23 protein-coding genes are annotated in these 23,159 nt (G+C 72.7%); 8 read left to right on the top strand and 15 right to left on the bottom strand.

Annotation, left to right across the window (positions count from 1 at the left end; translation table 11 throughout):
- Positions 1-56 precede the first annotated feature (56 nt).
- Positions 57-797 (top strand): DUF4142 domain-containing protein, encoded by a 741-nt coding sequence (locus V6U86_RS04990; RefSeq protein WP_334498888.1) that lies wholly within the window; start codon positions 57-59, stop codon positions 795-797.
- Between the two features lie 32 nt (positions 798-829).
- Here the strand turns inward: V6U86_RS04990 and V6U86_RS04985 are convergent, their stop codons facing one another.
- The 4 genes from V6U86_RS04985 to tsaB are packed head-to-tail and all read right to left on the bottom strand — an operon-like array spanning position 830 to position 3,294.
- Positions 830-1,084 (bottom strand): hypothetical protein, encoded by a 255-nt coding sequence (locus V6U86_RS04985; RefSeq protein ID WP_053660576.1) that lies wholly within the window; start codon positions 1,082-1,084, stop codon positions 830-832.
- Positions 1,085-1,098: 14 nt separating this feature from the next.
- The gene (tsaD, locus tag V6U86_RS04980; protein ID WP_334498886.1) at positions 1,099-2,145 is read right to left on the bottom strand and encodes a tRNA (adenosine(37)-N6)-threonylcarbamoyltransferase complex transferase subunit TsaD; all 1,047 of its coding nucleotides are present in this window, start codon (positions 2,143-2,145) and stop codon (positions 1,099-1,101) included.
- Positions 2,138-2,620, bottom strand: a complete 483-nt coding sequence (rimI, locus tag V6U86_RS04975; protein ID WP_334498885.1) for a ribosomal protein S18-alanine N-acetyltransferase — start codon at positions 2,618-2,620, stop codon at positions 2,138-2,140. Before rimI ends, tsaD begins: the two co-directional genes overlap by 8 nt.
- The gene (gene tsaB, locus V6U86_RS04970) at positions 2,617-3,294 is read right to left on the bottom strand and encodes a tRNA (adenosine(37)-N6)-threonylcarbamoyltransferase complex dimerization subunit type 1 TsaB (protein WP_334498884.1); all 678 of its coding nucleotides are present in this window, start codon (positions 3,292-3,294) and stop codon (positions 2,617-2,619) included. Before tsaB ends, rimI begins: the two co-directional genes overlap by 4 nt.
- A 329-nt stretch (positions 3,295-3,623) precedes the next feature.
- On the opposite strand from tsaB, the gene V6U86_RS04965 reads away from it, so the two are divergent.
- Complete coding sequence (locus V6U86_RS04965) at positions 3,624-4,328, top strand: helix-turn-helix domain-containing protein (protein WP_334498882.1); 705 nt, start codon at positions 3,624-3,626, stop codon at positions 4,326-4,328.
- 101 nt (positions 4,329-4,429) lie between these two features.
- Here V6U86_RS04965 and ung read toward each other — a convergent pair whose 3' ends face one another.
- The 6 genes from ung to V6U86_RS04935 form a co-directional block, all read right to left on the bottom strand.
- A complete protein-coding gene (gene ung, locus V6U86_RS04960) occupies positions 4,430-5,131 on the bottom strand; it encodes a uracil-DNA glycosylase (RefSeq protein WP_334498880.1) in 702 nt (233 codons plus the stop codon).
- Positions 5,132-5,221: 90 nt separating this feature from the next.
- Positions 5,222-5,704, bottom strand: coding sequence for a tRNA (adenosine(37)-N6)-threonylcarbamoyltransferase complex ATPase subunit type 1 TsaE (gene tsaE / locus V6U86_RS04955; protein ID WP_334498879.1), 483 nt, complete (start codon positions 5,702-5,704; stop codon positions 5,222-5,224).
- The gene (locus tag V6U86_RS04950; RefSeq protein ID WP_334498877.1) at positions 5,701-6,804 is read right to left on the bottom strand and encodes an alpha/beta fold hydrolase; all 1,104 of its coding nucleotides are present in this window, start codon (positions 6,802-6,804) and stop codon (positions 5,701-5,703) included. Before V6U86_RS04950 ends, tsaE begins: the two co-directional genes overlap by 4 nt.
- The gene (gene alr, locus V6U86_RS04945; RefSeq protein ID WP_334498875.1) at positions 6,801-7,919 is read right to left on the bottom strand and encodes an alanine racemase; all 1,119 of its coding nucleotides are present in this window, start codon (positions 7,917-7,919) and stop codon (positions 6,801-6,803) included. Before alr ends, V6U86_RS04950 begins: the two co-directional genes overlap by 4 nt.
- A 90-nt stretch (positions 7,920-8,009) precedes the next feature.
- The gene (locus V6U86_RS04940; protein WP_334498873.1) at positions 8,010-9,479 is read right to left on the bottom strand and encodes an NAD(P)H-hydrate dehydratase; all 1,470 of its coding nucleotides are present in this window, start codon (positions 9,477-9,479) and stop codon (positions 8,010-8,012) included.
- 55 nt (positions 9,480-9,534) lie between these two features.
- Entirely contained in the window at positions 9,535-9,903 is a 369-nt protein-coding gene (locus tag V6U86_RS04935; protein ID WP_334498870.1) for a holo-ACP synthase, read from the bottom strand.
- A 174-nt stretch (positions 9,904-10,077) separates the two neighbouring features.
- Here V6U86_RS04935 and V6U86_RS04930 point away from each other — a divergent pair, with 174 nt between their 5' ends.
- Positions 10,078-10,374, top strand: a complete 297-nt coding sequence (locus V6U86_RS04930) for a hypothetical protein (RefSeq protein WP_334498868.1) — start codon at positions 10,078-10,080, stop codon at positions 10,372-10,374.
- The gene (locus V6U86_RS04925) at positions 10,371-11,969 is read left to right on the top strand and encodes an alpha/beta hydrolase (RefSeq protein WP_334498865.1); all 1,599 of its coding nucleotides are present in this window, start codon (positions 10,371-10,373) and stop codon (positions 11,967-11,969) included. Before V6U86_RS04930 ends, V6U86_RS04925 begins: the two co-directional genes overlap by 4 nt.
- Positions 11,970-12,027: 58 nt before the next feature.
- Here the strand turns inward: V6U86_RS04925 and glmS are convergent, their stop codons facing one another.
- Positions 12,028-13,941, bottom strand: a complete 1,914-nt coding sequence (gene glmS / locus V6U86_RS04920; protein WP_334498863.1) for a glutamine--fructose-6-phosphate transaminase (isomerizing) — start codon at positions 13,939-13,941, stop codon at positions 12,028-12,030.
- Between the two features lie 736 nt (positions 13,942-14,677).
- On the opposite strand from glmS, the gene V6U86_RS04915 reads away from it, so the two are divergent.
- Positions 14,678-15,187, top strand: a complete 510-nt coding sequence (locus V6U86_RS04915; protein WP_334498861.1) for an MmpS family transport accessory protein — start codon at positions 14,678-14,680, stop codon at positions 15,185-15,187.
- A 97-nt stretch (positions 15,188-15,284) separates the two neighbouring features.
- Complete coding sequence (locus V6U86_RS04910) at positions 15,285-16,442, top strand: pyridoxal phosphate-dependent aminotransferase (protein WP_334498935.1); 1,158 nt, start codon at positions 15,285-15,287, stop codon at positions 16,440-16,442.
- Here the strand turns inward: V6U86_RS04910 and V6U86_RS04905 are convergent.
- Positions 16,408-17,040: a PadR family transcriptional regulator gene (locus V6U86_RS04905; RefSeq protein ID WP_334498859.1), complete on the bottom strand. Its 633-nt coding sequence runs from the start codon at positions 17,038-17,040 to the stop codon at positions 16,408-16,410. The genes V6U86_RS04910 and V6U86_RS04905 overlap by 35 nt on opposite strands.
- A gap of 73 nt (positions 17,041-17,113) precedes the next feature.
- Between V6U86_RS04905 and V6U86_RS04900 the strand changes: the two genes are divergently transcribed.
- Complete coding sequence (locus tag V6U86_RS04900; protein ID WP_334498856.1) at positions 17,114-19,939, top strand: ABC transporter permease; 2,826 nt, start codon at positions 17,114-17,116, stop codon at positions 19,937-19,939.
- A gap of 6 nt (positions 19,940-19,945) precedes the next feature.
- Positions 19,946-20,692: an ABC transporter ATP-binding protein gene (locus tag V6U86_RS04895; protein ID WP_334498854.1), complete on the top strand. Its 747-nt coding sequence runs from the start codon at positions 19,946-19,948 to the stop codon at positions 20,690-20,692.
- A gap of 18 nt (positions 20,693-20,710) precedes the next feature.
- Here V6U86_RS04895 and glmM read toward each other — a convergent pair whose 3' ends face one another.
- From glmM to rplM, 3 genes are all read right to left on the bottom strand, one after another.
- Positions 20,711-22,066 (bottom strand): phosphoglucosamine mutase, encoded by a 1,356-nt coding sequence (gene glmM / locus V6U86_RS04890; protein ID WP_334498852.1) that lies wholly within the window; start codon positions 22,064-22,066, stop codon positions 20,711-20,713.
- Positions 22,067-22,185: 119 nt separating this feature from the next.
- On the bottom strand, positions 22,186-22,668 hold the full coding sequence (gene rpsI, locus V6U86_RS04885) for a 30S ribosomal protein S9 (protein WP_334498848.1): 483 nt from the start codon (positions 22,666-22,668) through the stop codon (positions 22,186-22,188).
- A gap of 20 nt (positions 22,669-22,688) precedes the next feature.
- The gene (rplM, locus tag V6U86_RS04880; RefSeq protein ID WP_007465158.1) at positions 22,689-23,132 is read right to left on the bottom strand and encodes a 50S ribosomal protein L13; all 444 of its coding nucleotides are present in this window, start codon (positions 23,130-23,132) and stop codon (positions 22,689-22,691) included.
- Positions 23,133-23,159 lie beyond the last annotated feature (27 nt).

The following is a 23,159-nucleotide window of genomic DNA, read 5'->3' as shown; positions in this document are numbered from 1 at the left end:
CGGTACGGCTGCCGGTCCAGACGCGTTCCGGTCCGGACCGAGGAGGCACCACAGACATGGCACCGCTCAGATCAGCCCATCGCCGACTGGGCACCCGGACCAACCGAGCGGCTTTGCTGCTCATCGCGATCATCGCGGGGGTCGGTGTCCTGCCCGGCGTGGCCGTCGCCGCGCCCGCCGGCGGCCAGCAGCTCAACGCCGCCGACATGACACTGCTCAACGGGGTGCGGCTGGCCGGGCTGTGGGAGATGCCAGCCGGCCAGATGGCCGCCGAGAAGGGGCAGTCGGCCAAGGTCCGGGAGATCGGCGCCGGCATCGCGAACGAGCACCAGAAGCTCGACGAACTCGTCGTGGAAGCGGCCAACAAACTCGGCGCGACCATCCCCTCCGAGCCGACGGCCGAGCAGAAGGGCTGGCTGGCGGAGATGCAGAAGGCCTCCGGTGCCCGGTTCGACCAGATCTTCGTCACCCGGCTCCGGGTCGCCCACGGCAAGATCTTCCCGGTGATCGGGGCGGTACGGGCCAGCACCCGGGACGCCACCGTCCGCAAGCTCTGCGAGGACGCCAACGGATTCGTCCAGCACCACATGCAGATGCTGGAGAGCACCGGCCTGGTCCGCTGGCCGGAACTGCCGCCGGCCGCGCTGCCCGCCCCGGGTGAGGACGGGCTGCTGGCCGCCGCCTCCGCCAACACCGGCCCGCAGGTCGGGGTCAGCAGCACCGTCGTCTGGCTGGTCTTCCTCGCCGCACTGGGCACGGGCGGAATCGCCACGTACCGGATGTTGCGCCGCAGCTGACGGTCAGCGGTGGCAGTGGTTGGTGGCTCGCGTCAGCGGTCGACCTGGGTGAAGTCCCAGGAGTGCGGGGCGCGGGCCACCAGCAGGGCTGGCGGGTCTGGCAGCGGGCGGGGGTTGCTGCGCCACTTGGAGATGACCACGACACGGTGGTCGGTGGAGGAGAAGACCTCGCTGGAGACGTGGAGCGGGTCGTGCTCCAACTCGGGCAGGGCGGTGTCGCACACCCAGGTGATCAGGTCGGCGACGCCGTACGCCTCGGCGCGCGCCTCCCACATCCGCACGATCATGTCCGCCGCTCCCGTCACACGCTGACCGTGGTCAGCGGCAGTGCCGAATCGGCTGGCAGATCCAGTCGGCTCGGCGCGACCCCGGCGGCGACCAGGTGCGAACCGAGCGCGGCCACCATCGCGCCGTTGTCGGTGCAGAGCTTCGGCCGGGGGACCCGGACCTGGATGCCGTACTTCTCGGCCCGCTGCTCGGCCATCGCCCGCAGTCGCGAGTTCGCCGCCACTCCCCCGCCGATGACCAGGGTCTCAATGCCCTGGGCGCGGCAGGCGGCGAGCGCCTTGCTGGTCAGGACGTCACAGACCGCCTCCTGGAAGGACGCGGCCACGTCGGCCACCGGCACCGGCTCGCCGGCACGCTGACGGGCCTCGACCCACCGGGCGACCGCCGTCTTCAGGCCGGAGAACGAGAAGTCGTACCGGTGGGCGGCGAGATCCTTCGCGGCGGTCAGGCCGCGGGGGAAGGCGATCGCTGCGGCGTCGCCGGCCCGGGCCTCCCGGTCGATGGGCGGGCCACCCGGGAACGGCAACCCGAGCAGCCGGGCGACCTTGTCGAACGCCTCCCCGGCCGCGTCGTCGATGGTGGCGCCCAGCGGGGTGACGCCCCGGGCCAGGTCGTCGACGAGCAGGAGGGACGAGTGGCCGCCGGACACCAGGAGCGCGATGGCGGGTTCGGGCAGCGGGCCGTGCTCAAGGGTGTCCACCGCGACGTGGGCGGCGAGGTGGTTGACACCGTAGACGGGTTTCTCGGCGGCGACCGCGTACCCCTTGGCGGCGGCGACGCCGACCAGCAGGGCGCCGGCCAGCCCAGGCCCGGAGGTGACCGCGATCGCGTCGATGTCGGCCAGCGTGACGCCGGCCTCGGTCAGTGCCCGGTCCATGGTCGGCACGATGGCCTCCAGATGTGCCCGGCTGGCCACCTCCGGCACCACACCCCCGAACCGGGCGTGCTCCTCGACGCTGGAGGCGAGCGCGTCGGCCAGCAGGGTGTGCCCCCGCACGATGCCGACGCCGGTCTCGTCGCAGGAGGTTTCGATACCCAGGATCAGTGGTTCGTCAGCCATGGTCGCGTGGTCCGTCCCCGGTCGGCTCGGCGTCGCGCCGCATGACCAGCGCGTCGGTGTTGCTTGGTTGGTAGTAGCCGCGCCGCACCCCGATCGGCTCGAAGCCGTACGTCGCGTAGAGCCGCTGGGCTGCGGCGTTGTCGACGGCGACCTCCAGCAGGGTGCTGCGGGCCTCGCGCCGGACCGCCTCGGCGAGCAACTCCTCCAGCAGGGCGCGGCCCACGCCGCGCCGTTGGGCGTCCCGGCGGACGGCGATGTTCTGCACCCAGACCTCGTCCGGCGGTGCGCCGGCGAGCCCGGCGTAGCCGAGCACCGAACCGTCCGGGTCGACGGCGACCCGGTAGTGGTGCCCGTTCGCGAGCTCGCTCCAGAACATGGCGGGCGACCACTGCTCAGCGCCGAAGAGGTCCGCCTCGATCGGCAGCACGTCGCCGATGTGCCACCAGCGGAACGGTTCGAGTCGTACCGCCGTCATGGCAGGACCGGTTTGCGGCCAGTCGCCGCGACCGCGTCGGGGCGGCGCAGGTAGAGCGGGGTGAGCCGCTCACCGGGCGCGCCTGCCCGGATCCGCTCGGCGGCGAGCAACGCCAGCACTGTCGCGTCCGGGTAGCGCGGCTCGACCCGAACGGGCAGGTCCAGGACCTCGGCGTACCGGTGCGCCCCGTCACCGACCGCGATCGTCGCGCCCAGTTCGCGGGCGCGCGCGGCGGCGACCGCCGGCGCGGACACCTCAGGCCCGAGGATTCGCTGGCCGGCGCCGTCGTAGACGGCCCAGTAGAGCTCCTTGCGCCGGGCGTCGCTGCCGGCCAGGACCGGCTCGCCGGACGCCGCCGGGTAGCCGATGGCGTCCAACGAACAGACGCCGTACGTGGGGATGCCGAGCACCTGACCCATTGTCGCGGCGGTGACCAGGCCGACCCGTAGCCCGGTGAACGGCCCCGGGCCGAGCCCGGCGACGATGGCGGTCAGGTCACGCGGGCGCGCGTCGGCGTCGGCGAGGACGGCGTCCACCTGGGGCGCGAGCAGCTCACCGTGCGCGCGGGCGTCGACCGTGCACCGGTGCGCCCGAGACGCCACACCGTCTGCCGAGACCTCCACCAGCGCCGCGGTGACCGCGGGGGTCGAGCTGTCCACCACGAGTACGAGCACGGTAAGCCAGCCTAGCCGCCCCGCCCTCGCGCCCCGGTCACGCCCCGCCCCGCCACCGCCCACGGCCCTCGCCCCTCCGCACGCCCGGGACCGCCGCCAAGCCCCTCCGCACGCCCTCGACCGCCGCCATAGCCCCTCCGCGCGGCCCGGACCGCCACCTAGCCCGGACGAGCCTGGAACCACATCCCCCAATGAGCGTGATGTCTGTGGGTCATCGTGATGACTCACAGACATCACGCTCATTGACGCAAGGCCCGCCATCCGCCGGCAAGTCGCCAATCTGCCGCAGAGGGATCGCGGGCCCCTCGACCCTGGTCCACCATGCCGGTATGTCATCGACTCGCCTCGTCACCCTTCTCGGTGCTGCCGTACGACAGCAACGACACCTGCGCGACCTGAACCAGCGTCAGCTAGCCGCGCTGGCCGGTGTCGACCAGGCAGCGGTGGCCCGGTTCGAACGCGGTGAGCGAGCGCCGACCATCCCGGTGCTGGAGCGGTTGCTTGCCGCTATGGACATGCAGTTGGTCGTTGGGGTTGAGCCGTTGGACGCGCACCTCGACGCCCGGATGGACGACCTGGCTGCCCGGCCGATCGCGGAGCGGATCGACGCGCTTGGCCTGGATGAGCTGCTGGATCGGCTCACCGACTTCCCGCAGGTGATCACCGGGTGCGCCGCAGCGCTGTTGCAGGGCGCGCCGGTGCCGGTCGACGCGCTGGAGATCGCCCTGCGCTGGCAGGACGCCAAACCGTTCACCCGCTGGCTGGAGACGAACTACGGCCAGCGGTGGAACGCCCGCTGGGGTGAATTCGGCGGAGTCTGGTTGGAGCCCGAGGAGCCGGGCGAACACCGGTGGTCGACCCGGTACGGCGAGATCAGGGCCACGATGTGCGACGAGCTACCCGAGACCATCGAGGTGCGCCACGGCGGGCGGAGTTACCAGGTGGTGCCGCTCGTCGAGCTGGAGCTGAGCGAGCCGCGCGCCGCCGAGTTGTTGCGCCGCTACCGGGACCGGCAGCTGGCCAGCGACGGCTGACCCAACTGCCGCCGGACCCGGCGGCCCGCCAACTCGGCCGGCCTCCAGCGACGCCGGCCGAGCGCCAACCCAGCCGAGCGCCAACCCAGCCGAGCGCCAGCTCAGCCGGCGGTGCGCTCCCAGTCGATGGTGGGCAGGCCGGCGTCGGCGAGTGCCTTGTTGGCGGCACTGAACGGGCGGCTGCCGAGGAAGCCGCGCGGGTTCATCGGGCTGGGGTGGCCCGCCTCCAGCACCACGTGCTGCGGATTGGTGACCAGCGCGGCCTTCTTACGGGCGTAGCCACCCCAGAGCAGGAAGACCACCCGCTCCGGTGCCGCGTCCAGTGCCCGGATTGTCGCGTCGGTGAACTCTTCCCAGCCGGCGTTGGCGTGCGAGCCAGGGGTGGCCTGCCGGACGGTCAGCACCGCGTTGAGCAGCAGCACACCCTGGGCGGCCCAACCGTTGAGGTTGCCGCTGCGCGGCTTGGGCACGCCCACGTCCTCGCCCAACTCCTTGAAGACGTTGCGCAACGACGGCGGCACCGTCACACCGTCGCGAACGCTGAAGCTCAACCCGTGCGCCTGCCCGGCCCGGTGGTAGGGATCCTGCCCGAGGATCAGCACCCGGGTGCCCTGCGGCGGGCAGAGCCGGTAGGCCGAGAACAGGTCCTCCAACGGGGGGAAGACGGTCTGCGTCGCGTACTCCCGGGCGACGAACTCGCCCAGCGCGGCCGTGCGGGCCGGGTCGAGGTGCGGGGTGAGCACGGCACGCCACTGCTCCGGCAGCAGGGCCAGCAGATCCAGGGCGGGGGCGTCGTCGGGCATCAGGAACCTCTCACAGCGCGGGTCGGTCTCCCGCACTCTAGGCATCGGGTACGACAGCCGCCGACCTAGCCCTGATCGGCGACCCGCCGACTAGCCCAGGTCGGCGAGCCGCCGGGCCCAATCGCCGCCGATCGGGTCCAGCTCGACGATGCGGGTGTCGTCGTCGCGGCGGTCGATACGAACCCGCAGATGCGCGTCCACCAACTGCTCCACCAGGCCCTCGCCCCACTCCACCACTGTCACCGAGTCGTCCACCGACGCGTCGAGGTCCAGGTCGTCGATCTCGGCGCGCGGATCGGTGGCGTCACCCAACCGGTACGCGTCGGCGTGCACCAGTGCCACCCGACCGCCCCGGGCCGGATCGGGTCGGTGCACCCGGGCGATCACGAAGGTCGGCGAGGTGATGTCCCCGAGGACACCGAGCCCGACGCCGATGCCCTGGGTGAGCGCGGTCTTGCCGGCACCCAACGGGCCGGTCAGCAACACCAGGTCGCCGGCGCGCAGCAGCCCGGCCAGCCGCCGGCCGAATTCCCGAGTGTCCTCGACGGCCGGCAGCTTGACGACGTGACTCACCGTTCCTCCCCGCTCTGCAATGACTCCAGGAACCGCGCCAGGGCGGCGTTGACCTCGTCCGCGTGTTCCAACATCACCACGTGACCGCTGTCCTTGATCTTCACGAACTCGGCGTGCGGCAACCGGCGGACGATCTCCTCGGAATGGGTGACCGGGGTGATCATGTCCTTGTCGCCGACCACCACCAGCACCGGAGTCGCCGCCAGCGCCGCCAGTGCCGGAAAGCGCGAATGGGTCGCCAGGGTGCGCAGGTAGCGGGTCACCGTGTCGGCCGACGTCCGGGAGTTCATCGCCTCCACGTAGGACACCAGCGACGGGCTGGGCTTGCGGGTGCCGAAGCCGTACTTGCGGGTCAACAGCCAGGCCACGTTCGACGTCGACTTGCGGGCCTTGTCGATCACCGGCCCGCCGTACCGGGTGGCGTTGCTGACCATGTAGAGCACCGGGCCACCGACCCGGCCGAGCAGGGCGGGCGCGACCAGCTTGGTCTCCGCGATGAGCCCGCCCGACGTGGCCATCAGCACGGTGCCCACCACCCGGTCGCCGAACAGCTCTCCGAACAGCTCGGCGAACGCCATGATGGTCATGCCGCCCATCGAGTGGCCGACCAGCACCAGCGGCCCGTCCGGTGCGGTCCGGTCGATCACCTGGCGCAGCGTCCGGCCGAGCACCGTGAGGTCGTACTCCCCGGTCTCCAGCCGGCCGGACCGGCCGTGACCGGGCTGGTCGTACGCCACGATCCGGTAGTCACCACGGGCGGCGAGCATCTGGCGCTGGAAGTGGAACGTCCCCATGTCCAGGCAGAAGCCGTGCACCAGCACCACTGTCGGGTGCCCCGGCACCGGCCGGGTCGGCTCGACGACTTCGACGTGGATGTCCGTGCCGTCCGGCAACTCCAGGCGGAACGCCTCGTCGTACCGCTGATCGTCGAACGTCTCGTGCGCGTAGCGGTCGGCCGGGTCGGCCTTGAGCCGGCGGACCAGGGTGCGCTCGGTCGCCACCCCAGCCGCCAGACCCGCCGCGGCCACCCCCACCGCCGCGCCGACGATCCCCGCGACCCGGCCCGCGGCCGTCCGCGGACGCGGAATGCGATAACTCATGACCGGTCGCCGTCGTAGACCCGGGGCACCCGTGTGCCGCCGAACCGGGTGACGATCTCGTAGTTGATCGTGCCGACCGCGTCGGCCCAGTCGTCAGCGGTCGGCTCGCCGTCGGCGCCGCTGCCGAAGAGCGTCGCCACGTCGCCGTCGGCCACCGGGTCGTCGCCGCAGTCGAGCACGAACTGGTCCATGCAGACCCGCCCCGAGATCGTCCGGCGTACGCCGCCGAGCTGCACCGGGCCGGTGTTGGACGCGTGCCGGGGGACCCCGTCGGCGTAGCCGAGCGGCACCACGGCCAGGTTCGCGTCGGCTTCCGTCGTGTAGGCGTGCCCGTAGGAGATGCCGGTGCCGGCGGGCACCCGCTTGGTGAGCATCACCCGGGCGCGGGCGCTCATCGCCGGCCGCAACCCGTACGTCTCGCCGGCCACCGGGGAGAGCCCGTAGATGGCCAGGCCCGGGCGGACCAGGTCGAAATGGGTATCCGGGCGGGTGAGGGTGGCGGCCGAGTTGGCGAGGTGCCGCCAGCGCGGGCGCAGCCCGGCCCGCTCGACCATGGCCAGCCCTTCGTGGAAGACGGCCAGTTGACGGTCGGTGGTGGGGTGACCGGGCGAGTCCGCGTACACGAAGTGGCTCCACACGCCGACCACCTCGACCAGGCCGTCGGCCTGCGCCTTCGCGGCGGCGTCGAGCAGCGCGGGCCAGTCGGCGACTGTCGCGCCGCCCCGGGACAACCCCGTATCGATCTTGAGGTGCAGACGGGCGGGACGCCCGGCGAGGCGACTCGCCTCGACCATCTCGTCCAGTTGCGCCAGGCTGGCCGCGCCCAGATCCACCCCGGCGCCGACCCCCTCGTGCAGCGGCAGCCCGGGCGCGAGCAGCCAGGCCAGCACCGGCACGGTCACCCCGCCCCGGCGCAGGGTGAGCGCCTCGTCGAGGGTGCAGACGCCGAGCCAGTCAGCGCCGGCGTCGAGGGCTGCGCGGGCGGCCGGGAGCATGCCGTGGCCGTACCCGTCGGCCTTCACCACCGCCATCAACTCCGCGGTGGTGCCGGAGCGGAGCCTGCTCACGTTCTCGCGGATGGCGTCAAGATCGACGCGTACCTCGGCCTGCCACATGTGCCCAGCCTACTTTCCACCGTGATCACCGGGGGCGGCGACGCACGTCCCGACGCGGCGATCCGGTCAGCGCGCCCGGAACCGACCCGTTCAGCCCACACGGGCCAGCACCGGACGCAACGCGGTAGCCACGTCGGGCGCGGTCACCGGCCCACCCCGGGCCGCCTCCCGCCCGGCGAGCCCATGCAGGTACGCGGCCGAGGCGGCGGCCCGATCGGCGGGCACCCCGGCCGCAAGCAGTGAGCCGAGCAGCCCGGCCAACACGTCGCCGGTGCCGCCGGTGGCCAACGCCGGGGTGCCGGTCGGGTTGACGTACGCCCGACCGTCCGGCGTGCCGATCACCGTGCGGTCACCCTTGAGCAGCACCACCGCGTTCATCCAGGCGGCCAGCCGCAGTGCGGCGCCGACCCGGTCGGCACCCGGTTCCTCCCCGCAGAGACGGGTGAATTCCCGGTCGTGCGGGGTGACCACGATGGGCGCGTCCCGACCCCGCAGCCGGTCGGCGAGCGAGCCGTCCACCAGCAGGGTCAGGGCGTCGGCGTCGAGCACCACGGGCACCGGGGCGGCCAGTACGGCACGCAGCTCGGCCGCCGCGTCGGCACCGGTGCCCAGCCCGGAGCCGCAGACCCAGGCCTGCACCCGGCCCGCGTCGGCGACCCGCTCACTGGCGATCACCGAGGGGTGCTGGTGCAGCACCTCGGCGCGGGCGCTGCCGGCGTAGCGGACCAGGCCGGTCGGCCCGGCCAGCGCGCCGCCCACGGAGAGCACCGCCGCGCCGGGGTAGGTCGCCGAGCCGGTCGCCACCCCCACCACGCCGCGGGTGTACTTCTCCGACGCGGGGCCCAGCTCGGGCCACCACTCGACCAGGTCGGACCACTCGGTGACCCGCAGCGCCGGGGTGCCGCGCAGCCACGGCCGCAGCCCGATGTCGACCAGCTCGACGTGCCCGGCCAGGGCGGCGGCCGGCCCGACAACCAGGGCAGGCTTCAGAGCGCCGAAGGCCACCGTCACATCGGCGCGGACCGCGGTGGGCCGGCCGGACGCGGACAGCGGCACGTGGCCGGTGTCCACGGCGACCCCGCTGGGCACGTCGACCGCCAGCACGGTGGCCCGCTCCCCGTCGCGTCCGCGCAGTTCGTCGAGGCGCTGGACCATCCCGTCCGCGTTCGCCCGTAGCCCGCCGGTGCCACCGATGCCGACGATGCCGTCGAGGACCAGGTCGACCGGGCCGGCCGGACCCGGCACCAGCCGACCGCCAGCGGCTCGCAGCGCGGCCAGGCCGGCGGCGTGCGCCCGCCCGGGGGTGAGCAGCAGGGCGGACACCTGGACACCCCGGCGGGCCAACCGCTCCCCCGCGTACAGCGCGTCGCCGCCGTTGTCACCGGAGCCGACCAGCAGCAGCACCCGGCCCCCGTAGACCCCGCCCCGCTCGGCGAGCACGAGCGCGGCACGGCGGGCCAGGCCAGCAGCGGCCCGCTGCATCAGCGTCCCCTCCGGCAGCGTGCCCATCAACCCCGCCTCGGCCGCCCGTACGTCGGCCACCCGCCACACCGCTCTCATGCCACCGTGTCCCAATCCGTTCGCGGGCGGGCCTGATCGGCCCTCCCGGCCGACGTCATCGTTCCGCGACCACCATCGCCGACGCGATCCCGCCATCGTGCGACAACGAGAGATGCCAGTGGTTGATCCCCCGCGCGTCGGCCACCGCCGCGACCGTGCCGGAGACGGCCAGCCAGGGGCGACCATCCGGGTCGGGCACGATCTCGCAGTCGTGCCAGCTCAGCCCGGCCGGAGCGCCGAGCGCCTTGGCTACGGCCTCCTTGGCGGCGAACCGGGCGGCGAGCGACTCGGGCGAGCGCGGGTTGCCGGAGCGGGTGTGCCGCTCGGCCTCGGTGAAGAGCCGGTCGGCGAGCAGCGGCGTCCGTGCCAGGACCCGGGCGAACCGGTCGACCAGGACGACGTCGATGCCGACAGCGACGATCACCACATCACCCTACCGGCGGTCGAGGCCGCAGATTAGCCGTCGGGCTCGCGCTGGGCAACGCCTGTGGACACCCTGGGGTACGCCTCAACCTCGGCTGTCCACAGGGCAGCGCGCGACCTCCGGTGCGCGCCTAACGTCAGCGCGTCGATGCCGATCGTCCACGGGGGTGTGGTCATGACCGACGAGCCGTTCGCCGTCCGGCCGGAGGAGTTGCGGGCGGTCGCCGTCCTGCTCGACGACGAGGCGCACCTGTTGGCGTTGGGCCTGGCGGGGGCGCCCGGGCTGGTGGTGGCGGCGCCCGAGTGGCGAGCTGCCACCGCCCTGGCCGGGCTGGAGGCGGCCGGGCACGCCTGGTTCTGCCGGCTGGGCGCCCGGGTCGAGGCGGCCTCGGGCGGGGTCCGCGCGGCGGCCGAGGCGTACGAGACGGTTGACGACCGGGCCGCCGACCGGTTTGCCACCCTGCCCCGGTGAGCAGCGTCGGCTACCGACAGCTGTGGGCTGTCGATCCGGACGGGTGGCGGGCCGCCGGGGCGGCGTGGGCGGGGTTGACCGGGCCGCTCGACCGGCGGGTCGGCGGGCTGCGCGCGTCCGCCGGGCGGTTGCGGGGCGGTTGGTCGGGTGCGGCAGCCACGGCGGCGGACACTCGCCTCAGCGGTCTCCGTGACGAGCTGGCCTCGATCGCACCCGCGCTGATCGAGGTCGACCAGGTGCTGGCCGAGCTGGCCGGTCGGCTGACGGTCGCGAAGGCACGGCTCACCGAGGCGGTCGCCCGGGCCGACGCGGCCGGCCTGCTGGTGGACCGCTCGGGTGGGGTGCAGGTCGATCCCGCCCGGGTTCGGCCCACCGAGCGGGCCGGGGTGGCAGCGGCTGGAGTGGCCGCGGCCCTGCGGGCCGCGCTCGACGGGGCGGCCACGGCCGACGGGGTCGCCGCCGACCGGTTGGCTGAGCTGGCCCGGGCCGCCGGCACCGGCTGGGCGTCCCCGCCGCCGCCGGGCCGACCGGCTCCCGGTGCCGCGCCCGCGCTGGTCAGCGCCTGGTGGTCCGGGTTGGCCCCGGCACAGCGACGATGGCTGATCGGGCACGAGCCGGCCCTGGTTGGCCGGTTGGACGGGGTGCCGGTGGCCGCCCGCGACCAGGCCAACCGGTTACTGCTCGACGTCCGGCGAGCGGAGTTGCTGGCCGAGCGGCGACGGCTGCTGTCCCGGTTGCCGCCGGGGCCACTCGCGGCGATCCGGCTGAGCGGGGTGGCCGGACGGTTGGCCGGCCTGGACGCGCTGGTCGAGCGGCTGACGGCGGGCGGGGCACCGCGGGCGTACCTGCTCGGTTTGGATCCGGCCGGTGAGGGCCGGGTGGTGGTGGCGCTCGGCGACCCGGACCACGCCGACCGGGTGTTGACCTACGTGCCGGGGATGACCGCAGGCCTGGACGACGCACCCGGCGAGCTGGGCAGAGCGGCCCGGGTGCTGGACCGGTGCGCCGCGCTCGCCCCGGCTGAACGCAGCGCGGCGGTGCTCTGGTTGGACTACGACGCTCCGGATCTGCTGACCGAGGCCGCCTCATCGGGTCAGGCCCGGGACGCCGGCCCGGCGTTGCACAGCTTCCAGGAGGGGTTGCGCGCCAGCCACGACGGGCCACCGGCCCGGCAGACCGTGCTCGGGCACAGCTACGGGTCGCTGGTGGTGGGTGTGGCCGCCCGGGAGCACGGGCTCGACGCGGACGCGCTGGTCTTCGTCGGCTCGCCCGGTGTCGGCGCGTCGCACGCCGCCGAGTTGGGCGTGCCGGCCGGGGAGGTCTGGGCGAGCACCGCCACCGACGACGTGATCCGGGCTGCCCGGTCACCGGAGGAGCTGGGCCGACGGGGCCTGCTGCGGACGGCTCCGCTGGCCGCCGTGTTGGGCTGGCCCGACCAGACCGGGCACGAGCTGTGGTTCGGTCACGACCCGGCCGACCCCGGTTTCGGTGGGCGGGCGTTCCCGAGTGGTCGCGGCGGGCACACCGGCTACTGGGAACCGGGAAACCCGGCGTTGGACGGGATGGCCCGTGTCGTCCTGGGCCGCCCGCTGTGACGACGGAACCCCGGCCGCCGCGGGGTGCGGCGACCGGGGTTCCGGACGTGGGCTGTGGTTACTCGACGGTGACCGACTTGGCCAGGTTGCGGGGCTGGTCCACGTCGTGTCCCCGGGCGTCGGCGATCTCTGCGGCGAGCACCTGCAACGGCACCGTGGTGACGAGCGGGGCCAGCAGGGTGGGCGTACGCGGCACGTAGATCAGGTGGTCGGCGTAGCGGACGACGGCCTCGTCGCCCTCCTCGGCGATGACGATGGTCCGTGCGCCACGAGCCCGGACCTCCTGGATGTTGGAGACGACCTTGTCGTGCAGCATGCCCCGGCCGACGGGCGAGGGCACCACGCAGATCACCGGGGTGCCCTTGTCGATCAGGGCGATCGGGCCGTGCTTCAGCTCACCGGCGGCGAAGCCCTCGGCGTGCATGTACGCCAACTCCTTGAGCTTCAGCGCGCCCTCCAGGGCCACCGGGTAGCCGACGTGCCGGCCGATGAACAGCACGGTCGGCTCGGACTTCAGCTCCCGGGCCAGCTCGCGGACGGGCTCGATCCGGTCGAGCAGCTCACGCAGCTTGCCGGGAATGTCCTGCAACTGCGAGACCACCGCGCCCACCTCGTCGGCGAACTTGATCCCGCGCACCTGGGCCAGGTGCAGGCCGATCAGGTAGCAGGCGACGACCTGGGTGAGGAACGCCTTGGTGGAGGCGACGGCGATCTCCGGCCCGCCGTGGGTGTAGAGCACCGCGTCGGACTCGCGGGGGATGGTCGAGCCGTTGGTGTTGCAGATCGCGAGCACCCGGGCCTTCTGCTCCTTGGCGTGACGCAGCGCCATCAGGGTGTCCATCGTTTCGCCGGACTGCGAGATGACCACGATCAGCGTGGACCGGTCGAGCACCGGGTCGCGGTAGCGGAACTCGCTGGCCAGCTCCACCTCGCACGGGATCCGGGTCCAGTGCTCGATGGCGTACTTGGCGACCAGGCCGGCGTGGTACGCCGTGCCGCAGGCCACGATGAAGATCTTGTCGACGTCGCGCAGATCCTGGTCGCTGAGGCGGACCTCGTCGAGGGCGATCTCACCGGTCTCGGTGAGCCGGCCGAGCAGTGTGTCGGCGATGGCCTGCGGCTGCTCCTCGATCTCCTTGAGCATGAACCAGTCGTAGCCGCCCTTCTCCGCTGCCGAGGAGTCCCAGTCGATGTGGAAGTCCTTGCCGGCGGCGGGCTGGCCCTCGAAGTCGGTGATCTCGATGCTGTCCCCGGTGATCAGCACGATCTGGTCCTGGCCCAGCTCGACCGCTTCCCGGGTGTGCTCGATGAACGCGGCCACATCGCTGGCCAGGTAGTTTTCCCCGTCGCCACGACCGACCACCAGCGGCGAGTTGCGCCGGGCGCCGACTACCGCACCGGGCACGGCGGCGTCCACGGCGAGCAGGGTGAACGCGCCCTCCAGACGCTGGCAGACCACGCGCATGCCGGCGGCGAGCAGCTGCGGGCTGTCCGGTTGGCCGGCGGCGCGCAGGTCGGCCAACGCGGCGGCGAGCAGGTGCGCGGCGCACTCGGTGTCGGTGTCGCTGGAGAACTGGACGCCGTCGGCCTCCAGCTCGGCGCGGAGCTTCGCGAAGTTCTCGATGATGCCGTTGTGGATCACCGCGACCCGCCCGTCGGCGGCGACGTGTGGGTGGGCGTTGCGGTCGGTCGGGCCGCCGTGGGTGGCCCACCGGGTGTGCCCGATGCCGGTGGTGCCGTCGCCGATGCCGATCGGGCTGGCCGCGCAGGAGGTCGGGTCGTCGGCGGCCCGCTCGGACAGCACCTTCTCCAGGTTGGCCAGCTTGCCGGCCTTCTTCTCGGTCAGCAGCTGGTCGTCGCAGACGATCGCGACGCCCGCCGAGTCGTAGCCACGGTATTCCAGCCGCCGCAGCCCGTCGAGGACGATGCCGAGTGCGGGGCGCGCGCCCGCGTATCCCACGATTCCACACATGGCCCGCAGCCTAACCCAGTTTCACTCATGATGGGTGCTCGAAAGTCGGGTTATCAATCACGGAATCTGAGCGATCGGTGGTTGGAGGGTCGCAACAGGGACGAGCTTCGCGGCCCACCTCGGGTCCACTGGGCATGACGGGGTTGCGACAGGCTTTCGGGTACGAAAGTCTCTCGGCGGGTTTGGCGCTCCCGACCATGGCCCGCTCGTCCCATACCCACTCCCGCCCGGAGCAGCCATGTCCGACGCGCCCCCGCCCGATCCGTCCCCCTCATCCGCACCGGACCCGACCTCCTCCGCACCCCCACCGGATCCGACGGCGCCCCCGTCCTCGGCTCCACTACCGGCACCCGACCCGCTCGCCCCGGGTCAGCCGTGGGCGCCCCCCGCCCCCTGGACGCCCGCGCCGTGGACGCCGCAACCGCCCACCACCCAGTGGACGCCCGGACCACCAGCGTCCCCGTGGACGCCGCCCACGCCCGGCGCCTCGGACTCGACCCACACCTCGGACCCGACGCACGCCGCTTCGCCTCCGCACGCCGGCTGGCCACCCCATGCCGGCTGGCCACCCCATCCCGGCTGGCCACCCCATGCCGGCTGGCCTCCGCCTCCCGGGGAGCCGCCGCAAGCTGGATGGCCGCCGCAGGCCGGGTGGCCGCCCCACGGCTATCCGCCGCCGTACGCCTACCCCGGCCACCCGCAGTCCGGCGGCGGAAACACGAGCGCCGGCCGGATCGTGGGGATCGTCGTCGCGGCCTTCGTGGTGCTGGTCGTGCTCGTCTGCGGCTGCCTCTGCGCGGCTGGTTTCCTGCTTGACGAGCCCGGCTCGGACCCGGTCGCCGAGGAACCGTGGGTCGTTCCCGACGACGGTTGGACCCCACCCACCAGAAGCGCGCCCATTCCGGAGCGACCCAGCCCTGCGCCCCCGACCCCGAGCAAGCAGCCGATCACCCGACCGACCTCGGGACCGGCCCCGGTGACAGTGGTCTACGAGGTCACTGGCTCGGGTACGGCGGACATCGCGTACTACGACGCCGAGAGCGATCTCATGCATGTCGACGGCGCGACGCTGCCGTGGCGCACCACCATTCGGACCAACGGCCAGAGTCGGGTGATGGTCGACGCCACCGGGCCCGACATCAACAACGCCCCGCCGATCGGCTGCACCGTCACGATCAGCGGCACCGGCAAGCCGGTGGTCATCAAGGTGCAGGGGTACTACCGCATCTCCTGCGCGCCCGAATGAGGCCGGGCGCGGGCGACGGGTCTGGGGTTCAGCCGCGGGTGGCCGTAGGCTGGCGCAGGTGACGACGAGCACCGATGTCGACCCGCTGGTGGCCCGGATGCGGCCGTTCGGCACGACGATCTTCGCCGAGATGTCCGCCCTCGCCGTACGCACCGGCGCGGTCAACCTCGGGCAGGGCTTCCCCGACACCGACGGCCCGCCGGAGATGCTCGCCGCCGCCGCCGAGGCGCTGCGCGGCGGGCAGAACCAGTACCCGCCCGGCCCGGGGATCCCCGCCCTGCGCGCGGCAGTCGCGGCCCACCAGCGACGGTTCTATGACCTGGCGTACGACCCGGACGACGAGATCGTGATCACGGCAGGCGCGACCGAGGCGGTCGCGGCGAGCATCCTCGCCCTCTGCGAACCGGGCGACGAGGTGGTCTGCTTCGAGCCGTACTACGACTCGTACGCGGCCTCGATCGCACTGGCCGGCGCGGTCCGCCGTCCGGTGACGCTGCGCCCCACGGCCGACGGCCGGTACGCCTTCGACCCGGCGGCGCTGCGCGCGGCGTTCGGCCCGCGCACCCGGCTGGTGCTGCTGAACTCGCCGCACAATCCGACCGGCAAGGTCTTCACCCCGGCCGAGTTGGCGCAGGTCGCCGAGTTGTGCCAGGAGTTCGACGCGTACGCGGTCACCGACGAGGTGTACGAGCACCTGGTCTTCAGCGACGCGGCGAGCCCACACGTGCCGCTGACCAGCCTGCCCGGCATGCGGGAGCGGACACTGCGCATCTCGTCGGCGGGCAAGACGTTCTCCTGCACGGGGTGGAAGGTCGGCTGGGCGAGCGGCCCGGCGGCGCTGGTCTCGGCGGTGCTGCGGGTGAAGCAGTTCCTCACCTACGTCAACGCCGCGCCGCTGCAACCGGCGGTGGCAGTGGCGCTGGCCCTGCCCGACGACTACTACACCGGCTTCCGGGACAGCCTCCAGCAGCGGCGTGACCAGCTCGTCGGCGGTCTCACCGACGCCGGGTTCGAGGTGCTCGGCCCGGAGGGGACGTACTTCGTCACCGCCGACATCACCGCCATGGGCGGCCGGGACGGGGCGGAGTTCTGCCGGTCGTTGCCGCAGCGCTGCGGTGTGGTGGCGGTGCCCACCCAGGTCTTCTACGACGACACCGACGCCGGCCGGCGGTTGGTCCGGTTCGCCTTCTGCAAGCGCCCAGAGGTGCTGGCCGAGGCGGTCACCCGGCTGCGCGCTCTGGCCCCGAGCCGCTGACCCGCCCAGAGTCGGTCGACCCCGGGTCGGTAGCCGACTGATCCGCCACCGCCGCCGCGAGTCGGGCGAGCAGTTGGCCTTCGTCACCGAGCAGCGCCGACTCGGCGTCGTCCACGAACGACAGGTCCGCGGTCACGTGCCGGCTGGCCGCGGTGAGCAGTAACCCGACCACCGGGTCCCCGGCGGCACGCCGTAGGCCGTCCAGGTTGCGCAGTTCGCGCAGCAGGTGCCCCCGCTGGTTGCTCAGCACTGCGCGAACCGTCGCCGCAGAGCCTGACCGGGCGGCGGCGGTGACCTTGAGGAAGAAGTCGTCGCGGAAGCCGCCGCTGCGGGGGCTCGGCTCGGCCAGCCACCGGGCCAACTCCGCGCGGCCGGCCGGGGTGATCTCGTAGACCACCCGATCCGGCTTGATCGGCTGCGGTTGCCGTTCGGCGACGACCAACTCGTCCCGGGAGAGCCGGTCGAGGATCTGGTACAGGTGGCCGATGTTCAGCGGACCCCACTGGGGGCCGACGGCGGCCTCGAACGCGCCCTTGAGCTGGTAGCCGTGGCTGGGGCCACCAGTGAGCAGTGCGAGGACAGCGTGCTGGATCGCCATGTCACCTCCGGTACGGGTCTTGCATTGTCACAATGTATCGCGCAGAGTGGGAGACAGCACACGGGGAGGCGCGATGCTTGGCTTCATCTGGAGACAGCTGCGCGGTCGTGCGGGGCGGTCGGTGGCGTTGGTGGCCGGCGTGCTGGTGGCCACCACCGGCTTCGTGGTCCTGACTGGCGCCACCACCACCTCTCACCTGGACGTCATCGGCACCGTCGAGCGCAACACCCAGGTGGCCTACGAGATCCTGGTGCGTCCGGAAGGGACCCGCACGCCGCTGGAGGCCGAACGCGGGCTGGTCCGCCCCAACTATCTCTCCGGGCTCTTCGGCGGCATCACCACCGAGCAGTACGAGCAGGTGAAGCAGGTCCCCGGCATCGAGGTGGCGGCCCCGATCGCGATGCTCGGCTATTCCACCACTCTGCTACCAACGCCGATCGACCTGACCGACGCCGTCGACCGCTCCCTCGATCAGCAGGTCATCCGGCTCGACCCGACCTTCCACGCCGAACGCGGTCTCTCCAGCGCACCAGGCAAACCCCGGTACGTGTACGTGACCACGAAGCCGTTGATCTACCCCCGGATCGACTGGAGCACCGGCTTTGACTCGGTGCCGTACTCCGATGGGCGGTCCTACTCCTGGTCGGACACCTGCGGGCCGACCCCCCGTGAGGTGCAGCCGGACGGGCGCAGCCTTCCCATCTGCGATCCGGGCTACGCGCTGCTGGGCAACCCGGGCACCTATTCGGAGCGCGAGGACTGGTCCCTGCACGCCGTGCAACTGCTGCCCGACGGCCGGTTCCAAGCCGACTCGTACATCCTCGCGACCGACCGGGACGGCTCCGCCACACCCAGCGACAGGTTGGTGATGGCGTACGACCTGACCGTGCCGTTCCTCCTGGCGGCGGTGGACCCGGCGGCCGAAGAACAACTGGTCGGCCTCGACGACGCGGTGGTCACCGGTCGAGCCGTCCGCACGGACGACACGGTGGCCGTCAACCGCCGCGGCACGGCGGACAACTACGAGGTCCCCGTCCTCGTCACCAACCGACCCTTCATCGACGAATCGCTGGCCGCCAGGTTCACCCGGCTCACGATCAGCCCCGCCGGCGTCGAGGCGATCGACCTGGAAGAGACGTTGAGCCGCCCCGGCGGGACGCCGGCCGGGTCCGCTCGGTACGACCTCACCGACGAACACCAGACGATGCTCACTGAAGAGCTGTCCCTGGCCGGGTGCTGCCACGGCCAACTCCAGACAATCGTGCAGTCGGCCGAGGTGCAGTACGACCGACTACCGGACGGCAGCCTGCAGGCCCGCCCACAACCGCCCGGCAACCCCGAGGTGTACGGCAAGATGGAGGCGTTCAACCCGCTGCCCCGACCCTGGCTCGCCGACGACACCGGTTCCCGATCGATCCGGGCGCTGCCGCTGCCCGTCGGCGCGAACACCCCCAATCGTTTCTGGCGGGCTGTCGGTGTCTTCGACCCGAGCCGGCTGAGCGGGTTCAGTGACGTCAGCCAACCACCGCTGGAGACCTACCAGGCGCCGACGGCACTGGGTGCCGACGACCGCAGCCGGGCAGCGCTCGGCGGTCAGCCGCTGACGCCCAGCGGCAATCCGGCCGGCTACCTCTCGGCGCCGCCGCTGCTCCTCACCAACCTCGGCAGCGTGCCGAAACTCCTGACGGGTGGCGGCGGGCCGCAGGCCAAGGCCCCGATCAGCGCGATCCGGGTACGGGTGGCCGACGTGGGCGGCTACAGCGAGCGGTCGGCCGAGCGGGTCCGAGTGGTCGCCGAGCAGATCGCGGCACGCACCGGGCTGGACGTCGACATCACCCTCGGCTCGTCGGGCGCACCGCAGACCGTGGAGCTGCCCGCCGGCTCGTTCGGCCGGCCGATGCTGCGGCTGACCGAGAACTGGTCGGCACTCGGCGTGGCCTCGGTCATCACCCAGGCGGTGGACCGCAAGAGCATGGTGCTCTTTGTGCTGGTCCTGGTGGTCTGCGTCCTCTTCCTCGGCAACGCGGTCAGCGCCGCCGTCCGCGACCGGCGCTCCGAACTGGCGGTGCTCTCCTGTCTCGGCTGGCCGGTCCGCCGCATCGCGGCGCTGATCCTGGGCGAGGTCGCCCTGCTCGGGCTCGTCGCCGGTCTGCTCTCGCTGGGCCTCGCGATTCCGCTGGGAATCGCGCTCGGCATCGACGTCGACTGGCGGCGCTCGGCCCTGGCCGTACCCGTCGCCCTGCTGCTCGCGGTGGCCGCGGGCCTGGTGCCGGCGCTGCGGGCCGCGCGCACCCACCCGGCCGCCGCCCTCCGCCCGATCGTCGCTCCCGCCAGCTGGGTACGCCGGCCACGCACCCTCTTCGGGTTGGCGCTGATGAATCTGGCCCGCACCCCCGGGCGCACGTTCCTCGGCGCCGGAGCGCTGGCGATCGGGGTGGCCGCGCTGACGCTGGTCACGGCCGCCGCGTGGGCGTTCCGGGGCGCGATCGTCGGCAGTCTGCTCGGCGACGTGGTCTCACTGAGCGTGCGCGGCGCGGACACCGTGGCCGCCGCGGCCACCGTGCTGCTCGGTGCCGCCGCGGTGGCGGACGTGCTCTACCTGAACATCCGCGACCGGGCCGCCGAGTTGGCCACCCTGCGGGCGATCGGCTGGACGGACGCCGAACTCGGTCGGCTCGTCGGCTACGAGGGGCTGGCGCTGGGGCTCGTCGGGTCGACGACCGGTGCGGCGGTTGGCCTGGCCAGCGCGGGTTGGCTGATCGGCACCCTTCCCGGCGTGCTGCTCCTGGTGGCCGCGCTGGTCGCGCTGGCGGGCGCGCTGGTGAGCGCCCTCGCCGCGCTGGTGCCCACCGCCCTGTTGCCGCGCCTACGACCCGCCCGACTTCTGGCAGAGGAGTAGCAGTTCATGAGCGAGCAGATCGGTAGCGCGATCTCGGTCGACCACCTGACCCGACGATTCGGCGCCGGCGCGGACCAACTGACGGCCGTCGACGACGTGTCCCTGACCATCGCGGCCGGCTCGGTGGTGGCGCTGACCGGGCCGAGCGGGTCGGGAAAGTCGACGCTGCTGCATCTCATCGGTGCGATCGAGCAGCCCGACGAGGGCACCGTCACCATCGACGGTGTGGTCGTCACCGATCTGCGTCGGGCCGCGCTGGCCCGCTACCGGCAACGGGTCGGGTTCGTGTTCCAGCGCTACCACCTGCTGCCCGCGCTCACCGTTCTGGACAACGTGATCGCGCCGGTCCTCCCCCGCCGGGGCCGCACCGATCACGCGGCACGAGCCCGCGAACTGCTCGACGCGGTCGGCCTGGCCGGGCGGGAGCGCGCCCTGCCCGCGCAGCTCTCCGGTGGCCAGCAGCAACGGGTCGCCATTGCCCGGGCCCTGATGGGGGCACCGGGCCTGCTGCTGGCCGACGAGCCCACCGGCAACCTCGACTCCACCACCGGCGGGCAGATCCTCGACCTGCTGCTCGACCTCCGTGACCAGCACGGCATGACCATCCTGCTGGCCACCCACGAACAGGCCATCGCGGCCCGCTGTGACCGACTGGTCCGGCTGACCGACGGACGCGTCACCGAGGACCTCGACCTCACCGACGGCGAGGACCCCGCCGACACGTACGGGCGGGCGACCCAACTGCGGTTGTGAAGCCGTCCGCGGGTGGTCTCAGGCGACCGGGCTCGCGGTACGGACCAGTTCGGCGATCCGCTCGGCGACCGCACGGGCGGTCGCCTCGGTGGCCGCCTCGACCATCACCCGGACCAGCGGCTCGGTGCCCGAAGGGCGCAGCAGCACCCGACCGGTCTCCCCCAGCTCCGCCTCGGCCCGCTCGACCTCGGCGCGCACGGCTGGCGCGGCGGCGCCGATGGTCCGGTCGCCGACCGGCACGTTGATCAGCACCTGGGGCAGCTTGGTGACCACCGAGGCCAACTCGGCGAGGGACTGGCCGGTGGCCGCCATCCGAGCCATCAGGTGCAGGCCGGTGAGCACCCCGTCGCCGGTGGTGGCGTGCGCGGGCATGACGATGTGGCCGCTCTGCTCACCGCCGAGCGCCAGCCCGGAGGCACGCAACTCCTCCAGCACGTACCGGTCGCCGACCTTGGTCTCGATCAGGCGGATGCCCTGCGCGGACATCGCGAGGCGCAGCCCGAGGTTGCTCATCACGGTGGCGACCAGGGTGTCCTGGGTGAGCGTGCCGGCGTCCCGCATGGCCAGCGCGAGGATCGCCATGACCTGGTCGCCGTCCACCTCGTCGCCGTCGGCGGTGACCGCCAGGCAGCGGTCGGCGTCGCCGTCGTGGGCGATGCCCAGGTGGGCGCCGTGCTCGACCACGGCGGCGCGCAGCGCCTCGATGTGGTTGGAGCCACACTCGTCGTTGATGTTCAGCCCGTCGGGCTCCGCGTGGATGGCGATGACTTCCGCGCCGGCCTCCCGGTAGGCGACGGGGGCGACCTCGGCGGCGGCGCCGTTGGCGCAGTCGACAACGACCTTGATCCCGTCGAGCCGGTGCGGAACCGTGCCCACCAGGTGCTGGACGTAGTGGTCGGCACCATCGAGCAGGTCGTGCACCCGGCCGACGCCGGCGCCGGTCGGCCGGTCCCAGGCGGTGGTGGCGTTCGTCTCGACGGCCGCCTCGATCCGCATCTCGATCTCGTCGGGCAACTTGTGCCCACCGGCGGCGAAGAGCTTGATGCCGTTGTCCGGCATCGGGTTGTGTGACGCGGAGAGCATCACACCCAGGTCTGCCTTGGCCTCGGCGGTGAGGAACGCCACGGCGGGGGTGGGCAGCACGCCGACCCGCACCACGTTGGCGCCGGCGCTGGTCAGCCCGGCGACCACGGCGGCCTCCAGCATCTCGCCGCTGGCGCGGGTGTCCCGGCCGACGACGGCGAGCGGCGGATGGCTGCGGTCCGTCTCGGCGAGTGTGTGCGCGGCGGCCACCGCCAGCGCCAACGCCAACTCCGGGGTGAGATCCGCGTTTGCCCGCCCGCGTACGCCGTCCGTGCCGAACAACCGACCCATACCCGCCAACCTCCGAATGAGCACTGCCTGTGAGGAGAAAGCGGAACGGCCGACCCGCCTCCCTCAACGAGGGGGAGGCGGATCGGCCGTCCGTCAGAAGTACAACGCGCTGGGAAAGATCAGCGCTTCGAGTACTGGGGAGCCTTACGGGCCTTCTTGAGGCCGTACTTCTTGCTCTCCTTGACCCGGGCGTCACGGGTGAGGAAGCCGGCCTTCTTCAGGGCCGGGCGGTCGTCCGGCTCGTTGACGATCAGCGCGCGGGCGATGCCCAGCCGGAGCGCACCGGCCTGGCCGGTGGTGCCGCCGCCACGCAGGTTGGCGATGACGTCGAACTGCTCGAGCTTCTCGGCGGTGACCAGCGGGTCCTTGATGAGCTGCTGGTGCACCTTGCTCGGGAAGTACGCCTCGAGGTCCTGGCCGTTGCAGGTGATCTTGCCGGTGCCCGGGACGATGCGGACCCGGACGATGGCCTCCTTGCGGCGGCCCACGGTCTGGATCGGCCGGTCACCACGAGGCGCGCGGGCAACGGGCGCCGGCGCCTCGGTGGCCTCGGGTGCCTCGGGGGTTTCCGGGGCGACCTCGGTCTCGATGATGTCGGTCATGCTGCTTCCTTCGCCCGCGCTCACTGCGCGATCTGCTTGATCTCGAACGGCACCGGCTGCTGCGCGAGGTGCGGGTGCTCGGCACCGGCGTAGACCTTCAGCTTCTTGATCAGCTGACGGCCGAGCTTGTTGTGCGGGAGCATCCCCTTCACAGCCAGCTCGATGGCCCGCTCGGGACGCTTGGTCAGCAGCTCGTCGTAGCCGACCTGCTTCAGACCACCCGGGTAACCGGAGTGGCGGTAAGCGACCTTGGTCTGGCGCTTGTTGCCGGTCAACGCAACCTTGCCCGCGTTCACGATGACGACAAAGTCGCCCGTGTCGACGTGCGGCGCGAAAGTCGGCTTGTGCTTACCACGCAGCAACGTGGCGGCGTGGGTGGCCAGGCGGCCCAGCACGACATCAGAGGCGTCGATGACGTGCCACTGACGCTCGATCTCACCCGGCTTCGGGCTGTACGTACGCACAGGTCTACCTTGTCTCGTCGTCGGTCT

Source organism: Micromonospora sp. CPCC 205558, assembly GCF_036902955.1.
Lineage (GTDB): Bacteria > Actinomycetota > Actinomycetes > Mycobacteriales > Micromonosporaceae > Micromonospora.
Note: the sequence above shows the minus strand (reverse complement) of the source record. Positions and strands in the feature narration are given on the sequence as shown.